Origin of the sequence: Prauserella cavernicola (assembly GCF_016595675.1) — a bacterium.
Classification (GTDB): Bacteria; Actinomycetota; Actinomycetes; order Mycobacteriales; family Pseudonocardiaceae; genus Prauserella_A; species Prauserella_A cavernicola.
In genome coordinates this window covers 396,602-414,671 of record NZ_JAENJH010000005.1, presented here as the reverse complement: position 1 = coordinate 414,671, position 18,070 = coordinate 396,602, and the positions used below count along the sequence as shown (strand labels likewise).

Here is an 18,070-nt window from a genome sequence, read left to right as displayed (position 1 = left end):
CCATGCGCGCGGGTGCTCACCCGGCGCGGGGGAACCTCGGTCGCCCCACGACGCAGAAGGACTCAGCCCGACTGGCTGTCGATCGCCCACTGCCCGTTCTGCTCGGCGAGGGTGTAGGTGTGCCGCTCGGTGGAGGTGCCACCGCTGGAGCGGGTGTAGACGACCGTCGCGCTCACCGCGTTGCCGCCCGCGGGGGCCAGGTCGGTGACCTGAACGGAGCTCATCTGCCCCCAGAACGAGGCGTAGCTGCTGAAGTCGGGGGAGCGGCTGCTCTTGAACTGGTCGGTGAGCTGGCCGTAGGCCGCTTCGAGGTTGCCGGGCAGCAGCGCGTAGTAGTCGCGCACGGCGGCCATGCGCTGCTCGTCGGGGTTGCCCTCGGGCGTGGACTGCGGGCTCGACTGCGTCTCACTGCTCGGTGGGGCCGACGGAGGCGGTTCCTGCCCGGACCCGGTCGGCTCGGTTGTCCGGGACTCCTCGCTGAGCGTGGGCTCCGCCGCGGACGACGGCGCCGGGTTCCGGCCGCCCGCCTGCTCGCCGCCGTCCCGCGCCAGCAGCCACCACAGGCCGCCGCCGAGCATGGCCAGCACGACGAGCGCCAGTACCAGCGCGGCGATCAGCACTCCGGTCCGCCGTTTGCGGGGTTCGGACGGCGGGGGCGCCGGGCTCACCGTGGCGCTCGGTGCGAGCGCCTGTGCCGTCTCGGTCATGCCGGGGCGCTCGTCGGGGTCCTGGTGCAGCAGGCGTGCCAGCACGGGCGCGAGTTCACCGGCGTGCTGCGGCGGGTCGATCTCGCCCTGGGAGACCCGGTGCAGCAGGGCGATGGCGTTGTCGTGTCGGCCGAACGGCGGATTGCCCTCCACCGCGTGGTAGAGCGTGGAGCCCAGCGAGAACACGTCGGAGCGTTCGTCGGCGTCGCTGCCCCTGGCGACCTCGGGCGCGAAGTAGGCCGGAGTGCCCGCGACGAAGCCGGTGGCGGTGAGCGTGACGTCACCGGCGGCGCGGGAGATGCCGAAGTCGGAGATCTTGGCGACGCCGTTGTCGGCGAGCAGGACGTTCGCGGGTTTGACGTCGCGGTGGATGATGCCGGAGCGGTGCGCGGCGGCCATGGCCTCCGCGATCTGCCTGCCGATCTCGGCGACCTCGGCGGGCGGCAGCTTGCCGCGGCTGGCGAGCAGTTCGGCGAGGCTCGTGGAGGGCAGGTACTCCATGACCAGCCACGGGTAGCCCTCGTCCTCGACGACGTCGAAGACCGCGATCGCGTTGGGGTGCATGAGCCGCGCGGCGATGCGGGCCTCGCGCATCGCGCGCGCCCGCAGATCGCCGGCACCCGCGGCGTCCAGCGCGGTGCGCAGGTGCAGCTGTTTGAGCGCGACGGTGCGGTTCAGGCGTTCGTCCTCGCCTTTCCACACCTCACCCATCGCTCCCGCGCCGAGGCGTTCCGCCAGCCGGTAGCGGCCTGCGATCAGTCGTCTGTCGTCGTCGCTCAAGGGGCTGCTCCACGCTGTCTTGGCCGTTGGGGACGGAGACAGAACATGGTATGGCGCTGCGTCCTCCGCGCGATCTCGGCCCCGTGGCGCGGGAGTGGCTCAGCCGAGTACGACGCCGCCGTCGACGAAGAGCGTGTGCCCGGTGATCATGGCCGCGGCGGGCGAGGCGAGAAACGCGACGCTGTCGGCGACTTCGGCGGGTTCGACCATTCGGCCCAAGGGGATCGACGCGAGCTTGTCGGTCAGGTACTCCTCGCTGGCGCGGACGTCGGCGTTCATCTCGGTGGGCACGATCGTCGGCCCCACCGCGTTGACGCGGATGTCGTTGCCCGCCCACTCCAGCGCCAGGACCCGGGTGAGGTGCAGGATCCCCGCCTTGCTCACGGCGTAGCCGGCGCAGCCGGGCACCGCGACCTGGCCCGCGGTGGACGTGAGGTTCACGATGCTCGGCGATGCCGACTCGGTGAGCGCGGGGAACGCGGCCTGGCACATCCGGAACGTGCCGGAGAGGTTGACGTCGATCGGGTCCTGCCAGTCCTGTTCGGACAGTTCCTCGGCGGCGCCGCGCGAGTTCACCCCGGCGTTGTTGACCAGTACGTCGAACCCGCCGTGACGATCCTGGACCTCGCGCACCAGTTCGCGGCAGCTCTCGGCGGAGCGCACGTCCACGCGGTGCGTGCTCGGTTCCGTGCCCACAGCGGCGACACCGTCCCGCGCGCCGGTCCACGTGCCCGGCTCGGCGAGATCGGCCATCGCCACGGTGGCCCCCGCGGCGGCCAGCCGCTGCGCGATCGCCACGCCGATGCCCTGTGCGGCGCCGGTGACCACGGCCGTCAGCCCGGTCAGCGCCGTCCGGTCGGCCGCGGGGTTCACGCGGCCCGCTCCGCCAGCTCGATGGTCACGGGCGCACCGTCGCGAAGGGCGTTGGAGTACGGGCACAGGGTGTCGGCGGTGGCGACCACGGTGCGCAGCTCGGCCGGCGCGCACTCCGGGGCGTCGACCTCGAGGTGCACCGCGAGCGCGTAACGGCCGTCGGGCTGCTCGCCCAGCGTCACCGAACCGCTCACCGTGCACGGGCCGAGGCGCACCTTCTCGCGCCGGGCCGCCACGGTCATGGCGCTGGCGAAGCAGGCCGCGTAGCCCGCGGCGAACAGCTCCTCCGGGTCGGTGCCCGCGCCGGTGCCGCGCTCGGCGGGGCGTGCGAGCGTCACCTCCAGCGACCCGGTGCGCGAACGGGCGGTGCCCGCCCTGCCGCCGGTGGCCTCGACGGTCGCCGTGTAGAGCGGTTTGAGGTCGGTCATGGCTCTCCTTTCAGCGGGACAGTGCGAGCAGCACCGGTTGCGGGTCGGAGTGGGCCGAGTGCACGGCACCCGCGACCCGGCCCTCGTAGACGGCTTCGAGCGCGGTGCGCGGCGCGTTCGCGTCGCCCGCGACGTGCACGCGAGCGACGTCGGCGAGCTCGTGCAGCAGCACGTCGGCCGCGCTCGCGGCTCCGGCGTCGACCACCACGCCCACGCCGGGGAGCCGTTCGGTGCCGCCGGAGATGGGGTCGGTGAGCAGCACGCCGTCGGCGCCGCTCGTGTCGAGGGCGCGCAGCAGGTGCACGCGCACGCCGAGCTCGGTGAACCGCCGGGTCAGTGCCAGCCGCGAGTAGGTCGTGACCTGTGCGCTGTACGACGCCGACGGCGACACGAGGTGCACCCGCGCACCTCGCCGCGCGTAGGCCTCGGCGAGTGAGGCCGCCGCCCAGCTGCCGCAGTCGTCGCGGATCACCACCACCGGCGGCACCGGCGCCTCGCCGCACACGGCCTCGACGGCCTGCCACGTGTCGAGCACGGGCGGGCCGCCGGGCAGCTCCCGGCGCACCGGCACCGATCCCGTCGCGAGCACCACGTCGTCGGCGCCAGCCTCCCGCACCAGTTCGGCGTCGGCCCGAACTCCGGTTTGCACGGTGATCCCGGCGGCCAGCACGTCGCGTTCCAGTTCGGCGGTGAGCAGCCCCAGCCGCTCGCGGCCGGGCACCCGCGCGGCGAGCGCGACCTGCCCGCCGAGCCGGTCGGCGGCCTCCACGAGCGTCACGCGCCTGCCCGCACGGTGCGCGGAGAGCGCGGCCTCCAGCCCCGCGGGGCCGCCGCCCACCACCAGCACGCTGCCGCTCGACGGCGCTCCACTGTGGACGCCGGACCACACGCGCTCGGCGCCGACCTCCGGGTTCACCACGCACGAGATCGGCAGGTTCAGCTCCACCCTGCCGATGCAGCCCTGGTTGCACGCCACGCACGAGCGGGTCTCGTGCGAGCGGCCCTCGGCCGCCTTGCGCACCAGGTGCGGGTCGGCGATGTGCGGCCTGGCCAGTCCCACGAGGTCGGCCTCGCCGCCGGTGATCAGTTCGGCGGCCTCCTCGACGCTGTCGAGCCTGCACACGGCCAGCACCGGGAGCCCGGGCAGCCCGCGCCGGAACATCCCGGCGTGGTGGCGAAACGGTGCGTGCCCGAAGCTCATGTCGGCCATCTGCGTGGCCAGCGACCAGCTGCCGTGATAAGCGGAGTGGCTCACGTGCACGAAGGCGAGCGGGAACTCCTCGCGCAGCGTGCCCACGATCTCGAGCACGTCGGCGGGTTCGAGCCCGCCCGGCAGGAACTCGTCGGCGCTCACCCGCAGCCCGACCGGCAGCTCGGGCGCGGCCTCGCGCACCGCGGTGAGCACCTCGCGCGTCAGCCGCAGTCGGCCGTCGGCGTCGCCGCCGTAGGAGTCGGTGCGGAGGTTGGTCGCCGGTGAGAGGAACTGCTGCAGCAGGTGCCCGTGCCCGGCGTGCACCTCGAGCCCGTCGTAGCCCGCGCGCGACATCCGCGCTGCCGCGGCGCCGAACGCCGTCACCACCGTCGCGATGTCGCGGGTGCTCATGGCGTGCGGCACGTGCGCCCCGGTGGCCCACGGCAACGCCGAGGCCGACCACGCCGCCGTGCGCGTCGCGTCGCCATTGGCCTGCCTGCCCGCGTGCATGATCTGCGCGAAGATCGCCGCGCCCCCGGCGTGGACGGCATCGGCGATCTCGGCGTAGGCCGGGATGCTCGCGTCGTCGAAGCACCCGAGGCTGATGTGCCTGCCCGCGCTCGTCGGATGTACGCGGATGGCCTCGGTGATGATCAGTCCGGCCCCGCCGCGGGCACGCTCGGCGTGGTAGTCGGCGTGCCGCGACGTCGGCCGGTTGTCGTGGCCGAAGTTGGTGGTGTGGCCCGGCACGAACACGCGGTTGCGCAGCGGCACCCCGCCCACCTCGACGGGGGCGAGTGCCGCGTGCACCGGGCCGGTCACCGCTGCTCGCCGGACGCCGCGTTCTCGTCGGCCTGCGCCGAGGGCGCGGCGGCCACCTGCCCCTTGCGCGGGTCGACGGAGGTGAACAGCAGCAGCACCGCGCTCACCACGACCAGGCAGCTCATCAGCACGAACCCACTGGTGAACGTGCCCGTGCGGTCCACGACGAAGCCCATGATCGACGGCGCGATGATGCCGGCCAGCGCGAACGCCGCGTCGACGAAGCCCGCCGCGCTCGCCGGCTGGTTCGGCGCCGCGTCGATCGAGGCCACGAACCAGATGCCACCGGTGATGAACCCGAAACCGACGCCGAGGGAGATGAAGATCAGCGACACCGTGAGGCTCGGCGACAGCAGCACCGGGATCAGCGAGGCACCCGCGAGCAGCAGTGCGCAGCCGATGATCGTGAGCCTGCTGCGCGCGTTGCCGGTGCGGGCGTAGATCCGGTCCACCAGCACGCCACCCACGAGCGCGCCGACCACACCCGCCGCCCAGGGGGCGATGGAGAACGCACCGACGCTCTCGAGGCTCAGCCCGTGCGCCCGCTGCAGGTACTCGGGCAGCCAGTACATGAAGCCCCAGAACATGAAGCCCCACGAGAAGAAGCCGATCGCGACGAGCCACAGGTTGCGGTTGGTGAACAGCTCGCGCCAGCTCACGTTCGCCTTGTCGGCGGGCGTCTCGTCGTCGGCGCTGTGCCCCCGCGAGATGTAGGCGCGCTCGGCCTCACTGGTGTACGGGCTCTCGTCGGGAGTGTTGCGCAGCAGCCACAGCGCGAGCACGGCCCACACCACGCCGACCCCGGCCATCACCCAGAACATGCCGCGCCAGCCCGTCACCCCGATCAGCTGCGTCAGCAGCGGGCTCGCGATCAGCAGGCTGCCCGAGACCGCGACGCCGCCGATGAGCGCGAGCGCGATGCCCTGTTCCTTCTGGGGCAGCCACCGGCTCACCACACGCGTCGCGCCGGGGAAGGCGGGCGCCTCGCCGGCGCCGAGGATGATCCGCACGAGCAGCAGCCCGGCGAACCCGCCCGCCAGCGGGATCAGCGCCGTGGCCAGCGAGAAGATGATGATCGCCGTCAGCAGCACTCGCCGTGGCCCGAACCGGTCGACCAGGAATCCCGCTAGGAACGTGAACACCATGTACCCGATGGCGAACGCGCTGGAGATCGCGCCGTACTGGGTGTCGGTGATGCCGAACTCGTCCTGCAGCGGGCCCACCGCGAACGACACGGCGCTGCGGTCGATGTAGTTGATGACGATCAACGTCACGACCAGGCCGATCGTGACCCAGCGGAAGCGGGTGGTTGTCATGAGCTCACCTCGTTGTGGTCTAGGTCTTACTCGCTGGTCAGCTGGTCGGTCAGGGCCGAGACGGAGGGCAGCGCGGCGAGGCCGTAGGTCAGCTCCGTGATGCGCTGGGCCCGGTCCTCGCTGACCGCCCGCGCGGCGTTGAGCCGGAACTTCGTGGCGAGTTCGTCGGCGGAGAGCGGGTTGCCGTCGCCGCCGCGGTTGGCGTCCACCCGCTCCTCGAGCTCGCGGCCGTCGCGCAGTCGCACTCGCAGCACAGCGGGGAACTGGTGCGGGAAGATCTCGTCGCAGTGCGCGTCGGGCACGCACGTGACCTTCGCCGCGAGCGCGAGCCGGGCGGGGTCGGCGGCCGCGGAGTCGGTGAAGTCCTCGTGGAACACACCGAGCCCGCCGCCGCCGAGCAGCGCCGCGGCCACGGTGTAGGGCCCGGAGAACGCCGCGTGATAGCCCGACTTGGGCACCGCCTTCTCCTCGCGCGGCTCGCCGATGGTGCGCAGCACCGCCGTCGGTGCGCCCAGCTCGATGCTCTCGATCTCGGCGGGGTCCACTCCCTGTGCCCGCAGCCGCAGCGCGGCGTCGATGCCGGCGTGGGTGAAGTGGTTGCAGGGATAGGGCTTGAAGAAGATGTCCGGCAGTTCCCAGTGCTCGCCGAGGCGGTCGGTGAGCGCGTCGAGGTCCACCTGGTCGCCGCAGAACGCCTGCAGCAGGCCGAACCTGCCCTCCAGCACGGTCGGCGGTCCGGTGATCCCGGTGCGGGCCAGGCCCGCGGCGGTCACCGCGGCGTGTGCCGCCCAGCCGCAGTGCACGCGCTTGACCGTGCCGCCCGTGCGGTTGGCCTCCAGCAGACCCGAGCCCATGCTCGCCGCGATGCCCAGCGCGTCGGCGATGCCGTCGGCGTCCACATCGGACAGCATCGCCGAGGCCACGGCGCCGCCGAGCGCGCCGCAGATGGCCGTGGCGTGCAGGCCGCGCTCGAAGAACACGGAGTTGCCCAGCTCCCGGTCGTAGCCCGCCATGCCCACGCGCACGGCCACCTCGATGCCGACGCCGATCGCGTCGAGCAACGCGGCGCCGCTCGTGCCGCGCGATTCGGCGGTCGCGAGCGCGGCGGGCACCACCGACGCCGACGGGTGCAGCACCGAGGGCAGGTGCGTGTCGTCGAAGTCGAGCGAGTGGGCCAGTGTCCCGTTGAGCAGCGCGGCGCTGGGCTCGGGCAGCTTCGCGCCGCCGATCGCGGTGGCGCGGCCCTGCCCGCCCCACTCGGCCACGAGCGCGCCGACCGCCTCGGCGGGCGGCTCGGCCGTGGCGGCGAGGCTGTTGCCGAGCACGTCGAGCACCCGGCGCGCGGCGTCGTCACGCAGCTCGGGAGCGAGGCCCTCGGTGCGCACGGTGTCGGCGAGCCCGGCCAGGCGCTGCACCAGCGTGGTCATGCGCTCACCGCCGCGAGCGGCCGGATGGGGGAGCCGGTGCCGCCGGTGATGCGCAGCGGCGCGAGCAGGAACGTGAACTCGCCGAGCCCTTCCTCGGCGATGGCCTCGAGGTTCAGGTGCTCCATGATGAAGATGCCCGACTCGACCAGCAGCACGCGGTGCACGGGCAGCACGGCGTGGCCCGCTCCGGCCGGGATCTGCTCGTAGGCCGTGGTGTCGGCTCCGGTCGCCACGATGCCGCGCTCGGCGAGCCACTGTCCGGCCTCCACCGTGGCGCCGGGAACGCCGGTCTCCTTGCCCATGTAGGTGGGCGGGTCGGTGAAGTTGCGGGCCCAGCCGGTGCGGATCAGCGCCACGTCGCCCTCGCCGGGCTCGGCGCCCGCGCGGTCGGCGGCGGCCCGCAGGTCCTCGGCGGTGACGCCGTAGCCCGCGGGCAGCGTCGGCACCCCGTGCACGGCGGCCACGTCGAGCAGCACGCCGCGGCGCAGCAGGCCGGGCAGGTTCTCGGCGCCGTGCGTGGTGAACACGCCGCCCTGCTGGGCCTCGGCCGCGTCGACGCCGCCGTGCAGCTCGCCGCAGTGGCTGACGTGCGAGAGCGCGTCGATGTGGGTGCCGACGTGGCCGCCGGTCACGATGATCTCGTTGGCGGCCGAGCCGCCGTCGGGGCGCTGCATGTCGCCGTGGCGGCGGATGAGCGTCATCCGGAACCCGGGGTGGTTGGGCGAGCACGGCATGCCGGTGAAGAACGGCTGGCCGAGCTCGATCAGCCGGACTCCACCTGCGACGGCGGCGAGCAGCGGATCCTGCGTGCGTGTCATGACGTGTGGCCTTCCTTGACGTGCTGGTCCTCGCCCGCGATCGAGAGCAGCCACAGTGCTCGCTCCACGATCGCCTTGTCGACAAAGCTTCCGGACTGGTCGATCCAGGCCGCCGTGCCGTTCTCGCTCACCGCGTCCACAAGGGACCGTGCCCACTCGACGTCCTCGGCGTCGGGGGCGGAGGCCTCGTGCACCACGGAAATCTGTGCCGGGTGGATCACCGAGCGCCCGAAGAACCCGGCGCGCCTGCCCGCCTCGGTGTCGGCGCGCAGGCCGTCGAGGTCGCGCACGGCGGTCCACACGCTCTGCACCGGGCTCGGCAGCCCGGCCGCGCGCGCCGCCACCACCACGCGCGAGCGCGGCCACGCCAGCGCCTCGCCGCCCGCCACGCGCAGGTCCGCCGCGAGGTCGGCCTCGCCGAGCGAGATGCCCGCCACGAGCGGGTGCGCGGTGGCCAGGGCGTAGGCGTGCTCCACGCCGAGCGCCGACTCCAGTACGGGATACACGGCCACGCCGAGCGTGTCCGCGACCCGGCGCAGCTCGTCCGGGTCCTCGCACTTGGGCACCCGCACCCCGGCGAGTGCACCGGGATCGGCGGCCAGCGCCGTGAGATCGGCCATCCCGTGTGGACTGTCGCTGGCGTTGAGCCGCACGAAGGCCCGCTCGCCGCGCGCGAGTGTGTCGACGACCGTGCGGCGCGCCTCGTCCTTGGCCGAGGGCGCGACGGCGTCCTCCAGGTCCAGGATCACCGCGTCGGCACCGGCGGCCAGCGCCTTGCCGATGCGCTCCGGCCGGTCGCCGGGGACGTAGAGCCAGCTCCTCACCGGATCACGCCCTGCTCGCGCAGCCGATCCAGCTGCTCGCCCTCGACGCCGTAGCGGCCGAGCACCTCCTCCGTGTGCGCGCCGACGGGAGCGCCGGTGGAGGTGATGCGGCCCGGCGTCTCGGAGAGCCGGAACAGCACGTTCTGCATGCGCACGGGGCCCAGTTCGTCGTCCATCAGCGTCGCGATGGTGCCGAGCGCGTTGAACTGCGGATCGGTCATGATGTCGGCCGCCGTGTAGATCGGCGCCACCGCGGCCTGTGCCTCTTCGAACGCCTTGATCACGTCCTCGCGGTCGCGCTCGGCGATCCACGAGCCCACGGCGTCGTCGAGCACGTCAGCGTGCTTCGCGCGCTCAGCGCCGGTGGCGAACCACGGTTCGTCGATCAGCTCGGGCCTGCCCACCAGCCGCATCACGCGCTCCGCGATGGACTGCGCGCTGGTGGAGATCGCGACCCAGCCACCGTCGCGCGTGCGGTAGGTGTTGCGCGGCGCGTTGTTGGTGGAGCGGTTGCCGGTGCGCTCCTGCAGCTCGCCCAGCTGGTCGTAGGCGATGATCTGCGGGCCGAGCAGTGTGAGGATCGGTTCGATGATGGCCAGGTCCACCACCTGGCCGTGGCCGCTGTGCTCCCGCGCGCGCAGCGCCGTCATCACCGCGAACGCCGTGGTGAGCGCGGCGATGCCGTCGGCGAGCCCGAACGGGGGCAGCGTCGGCGGGCCGTCCGGCTCGCCGGTGATGGCGGCGAAGCCGCTCATGGCCTCGGCCAGCGTGCCGAAGCCGGGGCGCTTGGCGTACGGGCCGGTCTGGCCGAACCCGGTGACCCGCGCCAGCACGATGCCGGGGTTGATCTCGCGCAGCTCGTCGTAGCCGAGTCCCCAGCGCTCCAGCGTGCCCGGCCGGAAGTTCTCGATCACCACGTCGGCGTCGGCGACCATCTTGCGGAAGATCTCCTGGCCCTCCGGTGAGCCGAGGTAGAGCGTCGTCGCTTTCTTGCCGCGGCCGAGCATCTTCCACCACAGCCCGACGCCGTCGCGCTGCGCGCCGTGACTGCGCACCGGGTCGCCCTTCGGGTGCTCGATCTTGATGACCTCGGCGCCGTAGTCAGCCAGCAGCGTCGCGGCCAGCGGACCGGCGAACAGCGTTGCCGTGTCGAGAACCCTGATCCCGGACAGCGCGTCCGTCATGGGGCGTACCTGCCTTCCGTTGATGTTTCTTCTGGGGGAACGACATTACCGTCGTGTTTCGCCCCTTCGCGCTGGCGTTGGTGTAACAAGTTCGCACTGCTCCTTGTGTCACGTCAAGCGAAGAGCAACGTTGACTCGTGGACAGGGCAGGTGTCACGATGACGGCAGGCGTTCCCAGTGTTTCTCCAAGAGGAACACTGGGCGAAGTCGGGTTCGGAGAGGAAGTTCGGCGGCATGGGCGATCTCGACGCGGTCGATCTGGTCGTCGCGGGCGCGGGCGGCGGGATCGCCGGTGCCCTGCGCGCCGCCGAAGCCGGGCTCAGCGTGCTCGTCGTGGAGGTCAGCGTGCACTTCCGCAGGGGCAACAACACGTCGATGTCCACGGCGATGTTCCCCGGCGCCGGCTCCCGCTGGCAGTCCGAGGCGGGCATCGTCGACTCGCCGGAGAACTTCGTCGCCGACGTCATGGCCAAGACCGAGAGTCAGGCCGACGCGCGCCTCGCCCGTACGCTCGCCGATGTGAGCGCTCCGCTGGTGGAGTGGCTGGCCGACTCGGTGGAGCTCCCGCTCTCGCTGGTCACCGACTTCACCTACCCAGGCCACGCCGTGCCGCGCTGCCACTCGGTCCCCGGCAGGCACGGCTCGCTCGTGATCGACCACCTCGCCCGCAGGGCCGCCGCGCACCCCGACATCGAGCTGCTGGTGCCCGCACGGCTGGAGGACGTGCTGACCGGCGAGCGCGGCGAGGTCCGCGCGGCCGTCGTGCGCTATCCCGACGGCACCGACGAACAGATCCCCGCCAACGCGGTGCTGCTCGCCACCAACGGCTTCGGCGCCGATTCCGAACTCGTCCGCACCCACCTGCCCGAGATCGCGGGCTCGCTCTACCAGGGCAGCGACCAGTCGCTCGGCGACGCGCTGCGCATCGGCGAGAAGCTCGGCGCCGCCACCGGATTCCTCGACGCCTACCAGGGACACAGTGCTGTCGCGGCCGGAGCGGGCACGCTCGTCGGCTGGGCCACGATCGTGCACGGCGGCATCCTCGTCGACCTCGGCGGACGCCGGTTCGGCAACGAGACGCGCGGCTACTCCGAGTACGCCGCCGAACTGGCCGCGCGACCGGAGGGCACCGGCTGGATCGTCCTCGACGAGGCGATCTTCGCGCAGTGCGAGCCGTTCCAGGACTTCCGCGACACCGTCGCCTCCGGCGTCGTGGTGCACGCCGACGACGCCGACGAGCTCGCGCGCGTCACCGGCCTGCCGGCCGAGGCGCTCGCCGACGAGCTGGCCACCGCCGCCGCGACCGCGCGCGGCGAACGGGCCGACGCGTTCGGCCGCACCAGCTGGGAGCGCCCGCTCGTACCCCGCTACGCCGCGGTGCGCGTGGTGCCCGCCCTGTTCCACACGCAGGGCGGGCTGCTCGTCGACGAGCACGCCGCCGTGGTGGACCACGCGGGCAACCCGATCCCCGGGCTCTACGCGGCGGGCGGGGCCGCCGCCGGGATCTCCGGCCACGGCGCTGCGGGCTATCTCGCGGGCAACGGGCTGCTGCCGGCCTTTGGACTGTCCTTTGTGGCTGCGGACGACGTGGCCCGCCGCCTTGAGACAACGCAGTGAGGAGCACGCATGGCGACGACTGAACTACTGGTCACCGATGTCAGGGTGGTGCGCCCTGACGACCCCGACAACGCGAAGCCGGAGCTCACCGACATCGCGGTGAACGAAGGCAAGATCGTGCGGGTGGCGCCTGCTCAGGCGCGCGAGGACGCGGCCAGGGTCGTCGATGGTCGCGGGCTGCTCGCGTTTCCCGGAGTGGTGGACGCCCACCAGCACTGGGGCATCTACAACGAGCTCGGCACCGACACCGTGACCGAGAGCAAAGCGAGCGCGCAGGGCGGCGTCACCACGGCGCTGACCTACATGCGCACCGGCCAGTACTACCTCAACAAGGGCGGCAGCTACCGCGACTTCTTCCCCGAAGTGCTGTCGGCCTCGCAGGGCAACGCCTACGTCGACTACGCGTTCCACCTCGCGCCGATGATGGCCCAGCACATCGAGGAGATCCCCTACCTCGTCGAGGAACACGGCGTCACGTCGTTCAAGATCTTCATGTTCTACGGCAGCCACGGCCTGCACGGCCGCTCGGCGAGCCAGAGCGACTTCCTGATGACTCCGCCGGAGGAGCCCTACGACCTCGCGCACTTCGAGTTCGTGATGCGCGGCGTGCAGCGGGCGCGCGAGGTGCTCACCGAGTACGCGCCGTACCTCTCGCTGTCGCTGCACTGCGAGACCGCGGAGATCATGACCGCGTACACGAAGCTGGTGGAGCAGGACGGGTCCCTGTCGGGGCTGCGTGCCTACAGCGCGTCGCGGCCGCCGCACTCCGAGGGGCTCGCGGTGACCATCGCGTCCTACCTCGCGCACGAGACGGGGCTGCCGAACATCAACCTGCTGCACCTGTCGTCGGAGAAGGCGCTCGACGCGGCGCTGCGCATGGCTGGCACGTTCCCGCACGTGGACTTCCGCCGGGAGGTCACCGTCGGGCACCTGCTGGCCGATGTGGACACCGCGAGCGGTATCGGCGGCAAGGTGAACCCGCCGCTGCGGGAACGCGAGGACGTCGAGGCGCTGTGGCGGCACGTGCTCGCGGGCGAGGTGGACTGGGTCGTCAGCGATCACGCGTGCTGCCGGGACGAGCTGAAGTTCGGCTCCGACCGCGACGACGTGTTCCTCGCCAAGTCCGGCTTCGGCGGCGCCGAGTACCTGTTGCCGGGCCTGGTCGGCGAGGGAGCCAAGCGCGGGCTGTCGCCGCAGCGCGTCGCGAAGCTGACGTCGTGGAACCCGGCGCGGCGCTACGGTCTGCTGTCCAAGGGCACCATCGCCGAGGGCTACGACGCCGACTTCGCGCTCGTGGACCCCGACGTGTCGTGGACGGTGCGCGCCGCCGACTCGGAGTCCACTCAGGAGTACACGCCGTTCGAGGGCTTCGCGATGACGGCGAAGGTCACCGACACCTTCGTGCGCGGCAACCACGTCTTCGCCGACGGCAAGATTCAAGGCGACCCGGTGGGCAAGTACCTCCGCCGCGGCAAGTAGTCCAACTGCGGTGAAGGGCACCTTTACTGCATCCAGTGCAGTAAAGGTGCCCTTCACCGCATCGTCTGCCGTGGGAGTTGTTCAGGTCGTGGTGGTTATCCACAGGGGCGCAAGAATCAGGTTTCGGAGCTAGGCGAATCCGGTCACGGTTGGTCAGGTGAGACGAGGACGATGGGCCGACAACCCCGAGCTTCTCGATGACCTGAGCAGGCAGGGTGTCATCCGGGTTGCTTCGCTGGAAGCGCTGGGCATACCGAGCGGCACCGTGTACCGGCGCTGTAGGGCTGACGGGCCTTGGCGCCGGTTGCTGCCGGGCATCGTCGCGTTGCAGACTTCACCGTTGACGCCGGGGCAACGCATCGTGGCCACTCTGCTCTACGCCGGTGGCGACGCGGTCATCACCGGAGCAGAGGCTTGCCGTCGGCTCGGACTGCGCATTACCGAGCTACCCGCCTTGGACTATGTGCACGTGCTCGTTCCTCATGAACGCAGACTGCAGAGCAGCGGATTCGTCGTCGTGGAGCGTACTCATCGGATGCCGCGCGCCAGGATCCGTGACGGTGTACCGCTCGCGCCACCGGTACGGGCCACGCTCGACGTTGCGCGACGGATCCGGTCGAAGGATCCGGTAGCCAAGCTGTTGATCGAGGCAATGCAGCACGGTGGCTGTACTCCGGAGATGCTGTCGTACGAACTGGACCACGGCACGAAGCGGGGCACTGCCGTTCCGCGAAGGGTGCTCGCGCAGATTGAACGACTCCGGTCGGTCGCCGAGTTCCACGCCCGCGCGGTAGCCGCTGACCTGGTGACGCCTCCGACCCACTGGAACCGCGATCTGCGCGATCCAGGCGGCAAGTACGTCGCGTGCCCGGACGCGTGGTGGGACGATGTCGGTCTGGCCTGGGAGGTGGACTCGCTGGACTTCCACTTCTCGGCCGACGGCTACGCGCGGACGTTGGCCAGGAATACGCGGTACGCCGAAGCAGGCGTGAGTGTCGTGCAAACGCTTCCGTCGCGGCTGATCAAGGAACCCGCGGCTGTCCTGCGCGAGCTCGATTCGGCGTACCGAGCGGCCGCAGCCCGGCCACGCCCCGCAGTGCAGATCGCGGCAGCCGCCTGATGTTCACCCGTGCGGTGAAGGGCACCTTTACTGCGTTCAATGCAGTAAAGGTGCCCTTCACCGCAGTCAACTCACCGTGGGCGTGTGGTGGGCGGGCCCGCCCAGGCTCGGGTGATCTCGCTTGCCGCCTCGTGCACGAGTCCCCGGTAGCGCTCGATCTTCTCCTGGCTGAACCGGTACACGGGACCGCAGACGCTGATCGCGCCATGGACCTCGCCATCGGGGCCGATCAGCGGGGCGGCCACCGAGCCGGCTCCCGCCTGCCGCTCGCCGAGCGACACCGCGACGCCCTCGGCGGAGATGGTGGTGAGCTCGTCGAGCAGCGCGTCGTGGTCGGTGACCGTGCGCTCGGTGAGCGCGGTAAGCTCGCCCGCGAGCACGGAGTCGCGGCGCCACAGCGGCAGGCTGGCCAGGATCGCCTTGCCGGAGGAACCCGCGTGCAGCGGAAACCGCCTGCCGATCTCCACGGTCATCTTGATCTCGGCGCGGCTCTCGAACTGCTCCAGATACACGCGTTCGTCGCCGACGAGCCCGGAGAGCGTGGTGGTCTCGCCGGTCGCGTCGCGCAGTCGTCGCAGCACGGGCTCGGCCGCGGTCCTGACGTCGAAGCGGCGCAGCGCGCTCGCGCCGAGCGCCACCGCGGCGGGACCGAGCCGGTAGCCCACCACGCCGGGGTCGGTCGCGAGCACCTCGCGCGAGACGAGGGACTGCAGGATGCGGTACACGACGGCTTTCGACAGGCCGAGTTCGCGGCTGATCGTGCTGACGCCGAGGTACTCTGGCCCGCCGGTGAACAGCAGCAGCACGTCGGCGACGCGCGCGGCCGCCTCGGTGCCGGCGTTTCCGGTCAGTGCGGGGGTCTTGGCTGGAGGCACGGCCGTCGTTTCTGTGGAGGGAATGGATTTCCACGAGTATCCCAGCTCGTGAAAAGCGTGGTCAAGGCGAATCGCCTGGCTTTCCGGGCAGATTGTTCCGCTGGCCGATACGACTGGACCGCCACCGCTGTCGCAGCCTCGCGCTAGGTTCGCCCGCGTGACCGAACCCGCCTTCCTCCACGACACCCGCACCTTCTACGACGCGCTGGCCGTCGACTACGCGGCGCTCTTCGAACGCGAGCTCCAGGACAGGCCGTTGGCCAGGGCCATGCTCGGCGTGTTCGCCGAGCACGTGCTCGCCGGAGGTGGCGGGCCGGTCGCCGACGTCGGGTGCGGGCCCGGTGTCGCCACCGCGTACTGCGCTCCCTCGGCCTCGACGCGTCGGGCATCGACCTGTCGCCCGCGATGGTGGCGGTGGCGCGCGAGAAGTTTCCGGAACTGAGCTACGAGGTCGGTTCGATGACCGCGCTCGACCGGCCCGAGGGATCACTCGCCGGGATCCTCGCGTTCTACTCGATCATCCACCTGCCTCCGCAGCGAAGGCCCGAGGTGTTCGCCGAGTTCCGCCGCGTGCTGGGGGCGGGAGGCTGGCTGCTGCTGGGTTTCCAGGTCGGCGAGGAGCCGGTGCTGGTGGAGCGCCCGCTCGGGCACGGGGTGTCGGTGGACTTTCAGCGGTTGCACCCCGAACGCCTCGCGGAGTCGCTCGCCGATGCCGGGTTCGAGGTGCGGGCGAGTCTCGTACGGGAGCCGGAGGAGGGCGAGCGGACGCAGCACGCGCACGCACTGGCGCGCGCCCGCTGAACCGCCGCCTCGCCCGCGCCGGGTGAGGCCGCCGCGCGCGAAACCCGGCAGGGTGTGCGCACACTGGGGGGGGCCGACGAGGAGGCGAGGCGATGGGTGGTGCTGACTCGCGGCCGGGTATGCGCCGCCGCCTCGCGTCCGTGGTCGCACTGCTCGCCCTCGCCGGAGCGGTGGTGCTGCCGATCGTCGCGCTGGTGCGCCATCCCTGGCAGCTGATCGCCGCGGTGGCGCTGCTCGGGACCGCCGTGATGGCGGCCTGGACGGCGCTGGTGCACCGCGGCGCGCACCGGGTGGCCGCCACGGCCGTCGCACTACTGGCGCTGGTCGGGGCCGTGCTGCTGCCGGACGCGTGGTCGGTGGTGGTGCTGATCGTGGTGGTGGCGCTGGCGGTGCTGTCCACCGCGGCGGCGCGGGTCGCGATCGCGCCGGAGGAGCCGGCGCCGCGCGGTCTCGCCGTGCCGCCCGCGCGGCACGGGGTGCTGCTGATGAACCCCCGGTCGGGCGGCGGCAAGGTCACCAAGTTCGACCTCGAGGCCGAGGCACGCCGCCGCGGCATCGAGCCCGTGATCCTGCGGCTCGGCGCCGACCTGCGAGAGCTGGCCGAGCGCGCGGTGCGCGAGGGCGCCGACGCGCTCGGCATGGCGGGTGGCGACGGGTCGCAGGCGCTCGTCGCCGATGTCGCCAGACGGCACGATCTGCCGTTCGTGTGCGTGCCCGCGGGCACCCGCAACCACTTCGCGCTCGACCTCGGCCTCGACCGCGACGACGTCGCCGGGGCGCTCGACGCGTTCGGCGAGGCCGCGGAGCAGCGCATCGACCTGGCGCTGATCGGTGAGCGTGTGTTCGTCAACAACGCCTCGCTCGGCGTCTACGCCTCGGTGGTCCAGTCGGCGCACTACCGCGACGCCAAGCTGGGCACCGCTGCCGAGATGCTGCCCGATCTGCTCGGGCCCGACAGCCGGCCGATGGACCTGCGGTTCAGCCTCCCGGACGGCTCGCGGGCGCCGGCCGCCGACCTCGTCCTCGTCTCCAACGGCGCCTACCGGCTCGACCGGCTGAGCGGTTTCGGCACCAGGGCCAGACTCGACGAGGGCGTGCTCGGGGTCGTGACGCTGACGGTCGACCGCGCCCGCGACGTGCCGGCGCTGTTCGCGGCGGAGGCCGCGGGCCGGATGGGCAGCTTTCCCGGGTACCGCGAGTGGACGGTGCCGGAGTTCGCCGTCGAGTCCGGGCGCCCGCTGGTCGAGGTCGGCATCGACGGCGAGGCGGTGCAGCTGGCCCCGCCGCTGACGTTCCGTTCGTTGCCGGGCGCGCTGCGGGTGCGGCTGCCGCGCACCACGCCGAGCGTCGCCCCGGCCTCGGAGCTGCCCGACCGGCTGGGCGCCCTCGTCACCCTGCTGCTGCGCGCGCTGGTCACCCGCTGAGGCTCACGCGCCGTCCTTCTTCGTCCGCTTGCGGGCGGGCTTCGGGGTGGCGGTGGACCACGTGAGCTCCACCTCCAGCTCCACCTCGTCGCCGTCCACCTCGATCTCCAGCTCGCAGCTGAGCTCGTCGGGCACGCGGACCTTGAGCTTGCTGACACCCAGTTCCAACTCGACGTAACCGCCTGCCTCCATCGCCTCGGCCAGCGCCGCGAGCCTGCGGGCGACCTCCTGACGCGACAGCGACTCGGTCCGCGAGACTTCGACGTCGGACACGGGAGGCCTCCGTTCCCCGGGAGTTCGACCGATCAGTCTCGACCGCCGCCCGGCGCGCCCGCACCGCCCGCGGAGGGTGAGCCCTCACCCGGCGCGGGGGAGGTCCGGTG

The 18,070-nt window shown here is 72.2% G+C and carries 17 protein-coding genes; 6 read left to right on the top strand and 11 right to left on the bottom strand.

Annotated features, from left to right (window positions below; all coding sequences use genetic code 11):
- Nucleotides 1-62 precede the first annotated feature (62 nt).
- From JHE00_RS22310 to JHE00_RS22270, 9 genes are all read right to left on the bottom strand, one after another.
- A complete protein-coding gene (locus tag JHE00_RS22310; RefSeq protein ID WP_200321201.1) occupies nt 63-1,487 on the bottom strand; it encodes a serine/threonine-protein kinase in 1,425 nt (474 codons plus the stop codon).
- A 99-nt stretch (nt 1,488-1,586) separates the two neighbouring features.
- Nucleotides 1,587-2,360: an SDR family NAD(P)-dependent oxidoreductase gene (locus tag JHE00_RS22305; protein WP_307832063.1), complete on the bottom strand. Its 774-nt coding sequence runs from the start codon at nt 2,358-2,360 to the stop codon at nt 1,587-1,589.
- Nucleotides 2,357-2,788: an Ohr family peroxiredoxin gene (locus JHE00_RS22300; RefSeq protein ID WP_200321199.1), complete on the bottom strand. Its 432-nt coding sequence runs from the start codon at nt 2,786-2,788 to the stop codon at nt 2,357-2,359. Before JHE00_RS22300 ends, JHE00_RS22305 begins: the two co-directional genes overlap by 4 nt.
- Before the next feature lie 10 nt (nt 2,789-2,798).
- Nucleotides 2,799-4,802, bottom strand: a complete 2,004-nt coding sequence (locus JHE00_RS35925) for an oxidoreductase (protein WP_307832062.1) — start codon at nt 4,800-4,802, stop codon at nt 2,799-2,801.
- Complete coding sequence (locus tag JHE00_RS22290) at nt 4,799-6,118, bottom strand: MFS transporter (protein WP_200321197.1); 1,320 nt, start codon at nt 6,116-6,118, stop codon at nt 4,799-4,801. Before JHE00_RS22290 ends, JHE00_RS35925 begins: the two co-directional genes overlap by 4 nt.
- A gap of 26 nt (nt 6,119-6,144) precedes the next feature.
- Nucleotides 6,145-7,545: an MmgE/PrpD family protein gene (locus JHE00_RS22285; RefSeq protein ID WP_200321195.1), complete on the bottom strand. Its 1,401-nt coding sequence runs from the start codon at nt 7,543-7,545 to the stop codon at nt 6,145-6,147.
- A complete protein-coding gene (locus tag JHE00_RS22280) occupies nt 7,542-8,363 on the bottom strand; it encodes a cyclase family protein (RefSeq protein WP_200321193.1) in 822 nt (273 codons plus the stop codon). Before JHE00_RS22280 ends, JHE00_RS22285 begins: the two co-directional genes overlap by 4 nt.
- A complete protein-coding gene (locus tag JHE00_RS22275; RefSeq protein ID WP_200321191.1) occupies nt 8,360-9,187 on the bottom strand; it encodes an HpcH/HpaI aldolase/citrate lyase family protein in 828 nt (275 codons plus the stop codon). The genes JHE00_RS22280 and JHE00_RS22275 overlap by 4 nt, the downstream gene beginning before the upstream one ends.
- Nucleotides 9,184-10,371 carry a CaiB/BaiF CoA transferase family protein gene (locus JHE00_RS22270; RefSeq protein ID WP_200321189.1) on the bottom strand — a complete coding sequence of 396 codons (1,188 nt, stop codon included), beginning with the start codon at nt 10,369-10,371 and terminating at the stop codon, nt 9,184-9,186. Before JHE00_RS22270 ends, JHE00_RS22275 begins: the two co-directional genes overlap by 4 nt.
- 234 nt (nt 10,372-10,605) lie before the next feature.
- On the opposite strand from JHE00_RS22270, the gene JHE00_RS22265 reads away from it, so the two are divergent.
- The 3 genes from JHE00_RS22265 (at nt 10,606) to JHE00_RS22255 (ending at nt 14,587) form a co-directional block, all read left to right on the top strand.
- The gene (locus tag JHE00_RS22265) at nt 10,606-11,988 is read left to right on the top strand and encodes an FAD-dependent oxidoreductase (RefSeq protein WP_200321187.1); all 1,383 of its coding nucleotides are present in this window, start codon (nt 10,606-10,608) and stop codon (nt 11,986-11,988) included.
- Nucleotides 11,989-11,997: 9 nt separating this feature from the next.
- Nucleotides 11,998-13,467 carry a dihydroorotase gene (locus JHE00_RS22260; RefSeq protein WP_200321185.1) on the top strand — a complete coding sequence of 490 codons (1,470 nt, stop codon included), beginning with the start codon at nt 11,998-12,000 and terminating at the stop codon, nt 13,465-13,467.
- Nucleotides 13,468-13,624: 157 nt separating this feature from the next.
- Complete coding sequence (locus tag JHE00_RS22255; protein ID WP_200321183.1) at nt 13,625-14,587, top strand: hypothetical protein; 963 nt, start codon at nt 13,625-13,627, stop codon at nt 14,585-14,587.
- 71 nt (nt 14,588-14,658) lie between these two features.
- On the opposite strand, the gene JHE00_RS22250 is transcribed toward JHE00_RS22255, so the two are convergent.
- Nucleotides 14,659-15,462, bottom strand: a complete 804-nt coding sequence (locus JHE00_RS22250; protein ID WP_200321181.1) for an IclR family transcriptional regulator — start codon at nt 15,460-15,462, stop codon at nt 14,659-14,661.
- 157 nt (nt 15,463-15,619) lie between these two features.
- On the opposite strand from JHE00_RS22250, the gene JHE00_RS36225 reads away from it, so the two are divergent.
- From JHE00_RS36225 to JHE00_RS22240, 3 genes are all read left to right on the top strand, one after another.
- The gene (locus JHE00_RS36225) at nt 15,620-15,904 is read left to right on the top strand and encodes a hypothetical protein (RefSeq protein WP_307832061.1); all 285 of its coding nucleotides are present in this window, start codon (nt 15,620-15,622) and stop codon (nt 15,902-15,904) included.
- A complete protein-coding gene (locus JHE00_RS36220; protein WP_443678460.1) occupies nt 15,868-16,263 on the top strand; it encodes a class I SAM-dependent methyltransferase in 396 nt (131 codons plus the stop codon). Before JHE00_RS36225 ends, JHE00_RS36220 begins: the two co-directional genes overlap by 37 nt.
- A 92-nt stretch (nt 16,264-16,355) precedes the next feature.
- Nucleotides 16,356-17,687, top strand: a complete 1,332-nt coding sequence (locus JHE00_RS22240) for a diacylglycerol/lipid kinase family protein (protein ID WP_200321179.1) — start codon at nt 16,356-16,358, stop codon at nt 17,685-17,687.
- A gap of 3 nt (nt 17,688-17,690) precedes the next feature.
- Here the strand turns inward: JHE00_RS22240 and JHE00_RS22235 are convergent, their stop codons facing one another.
- The gene (locus tag JHE00_RS22235; RefSeq protein WP_200321177.1) at nt 17,691-17,960 is read right to left on the bottom strand and encodes an amphi-Trp domain-containing protein; all 270 of its coding nucleotides are present in this window, start codon (nt 17,958-17,960) and stop codon (nt 17,691-17,693) included.
- Nucleotides 17,961-18,070: the final 110 nt, after the last annotated feature.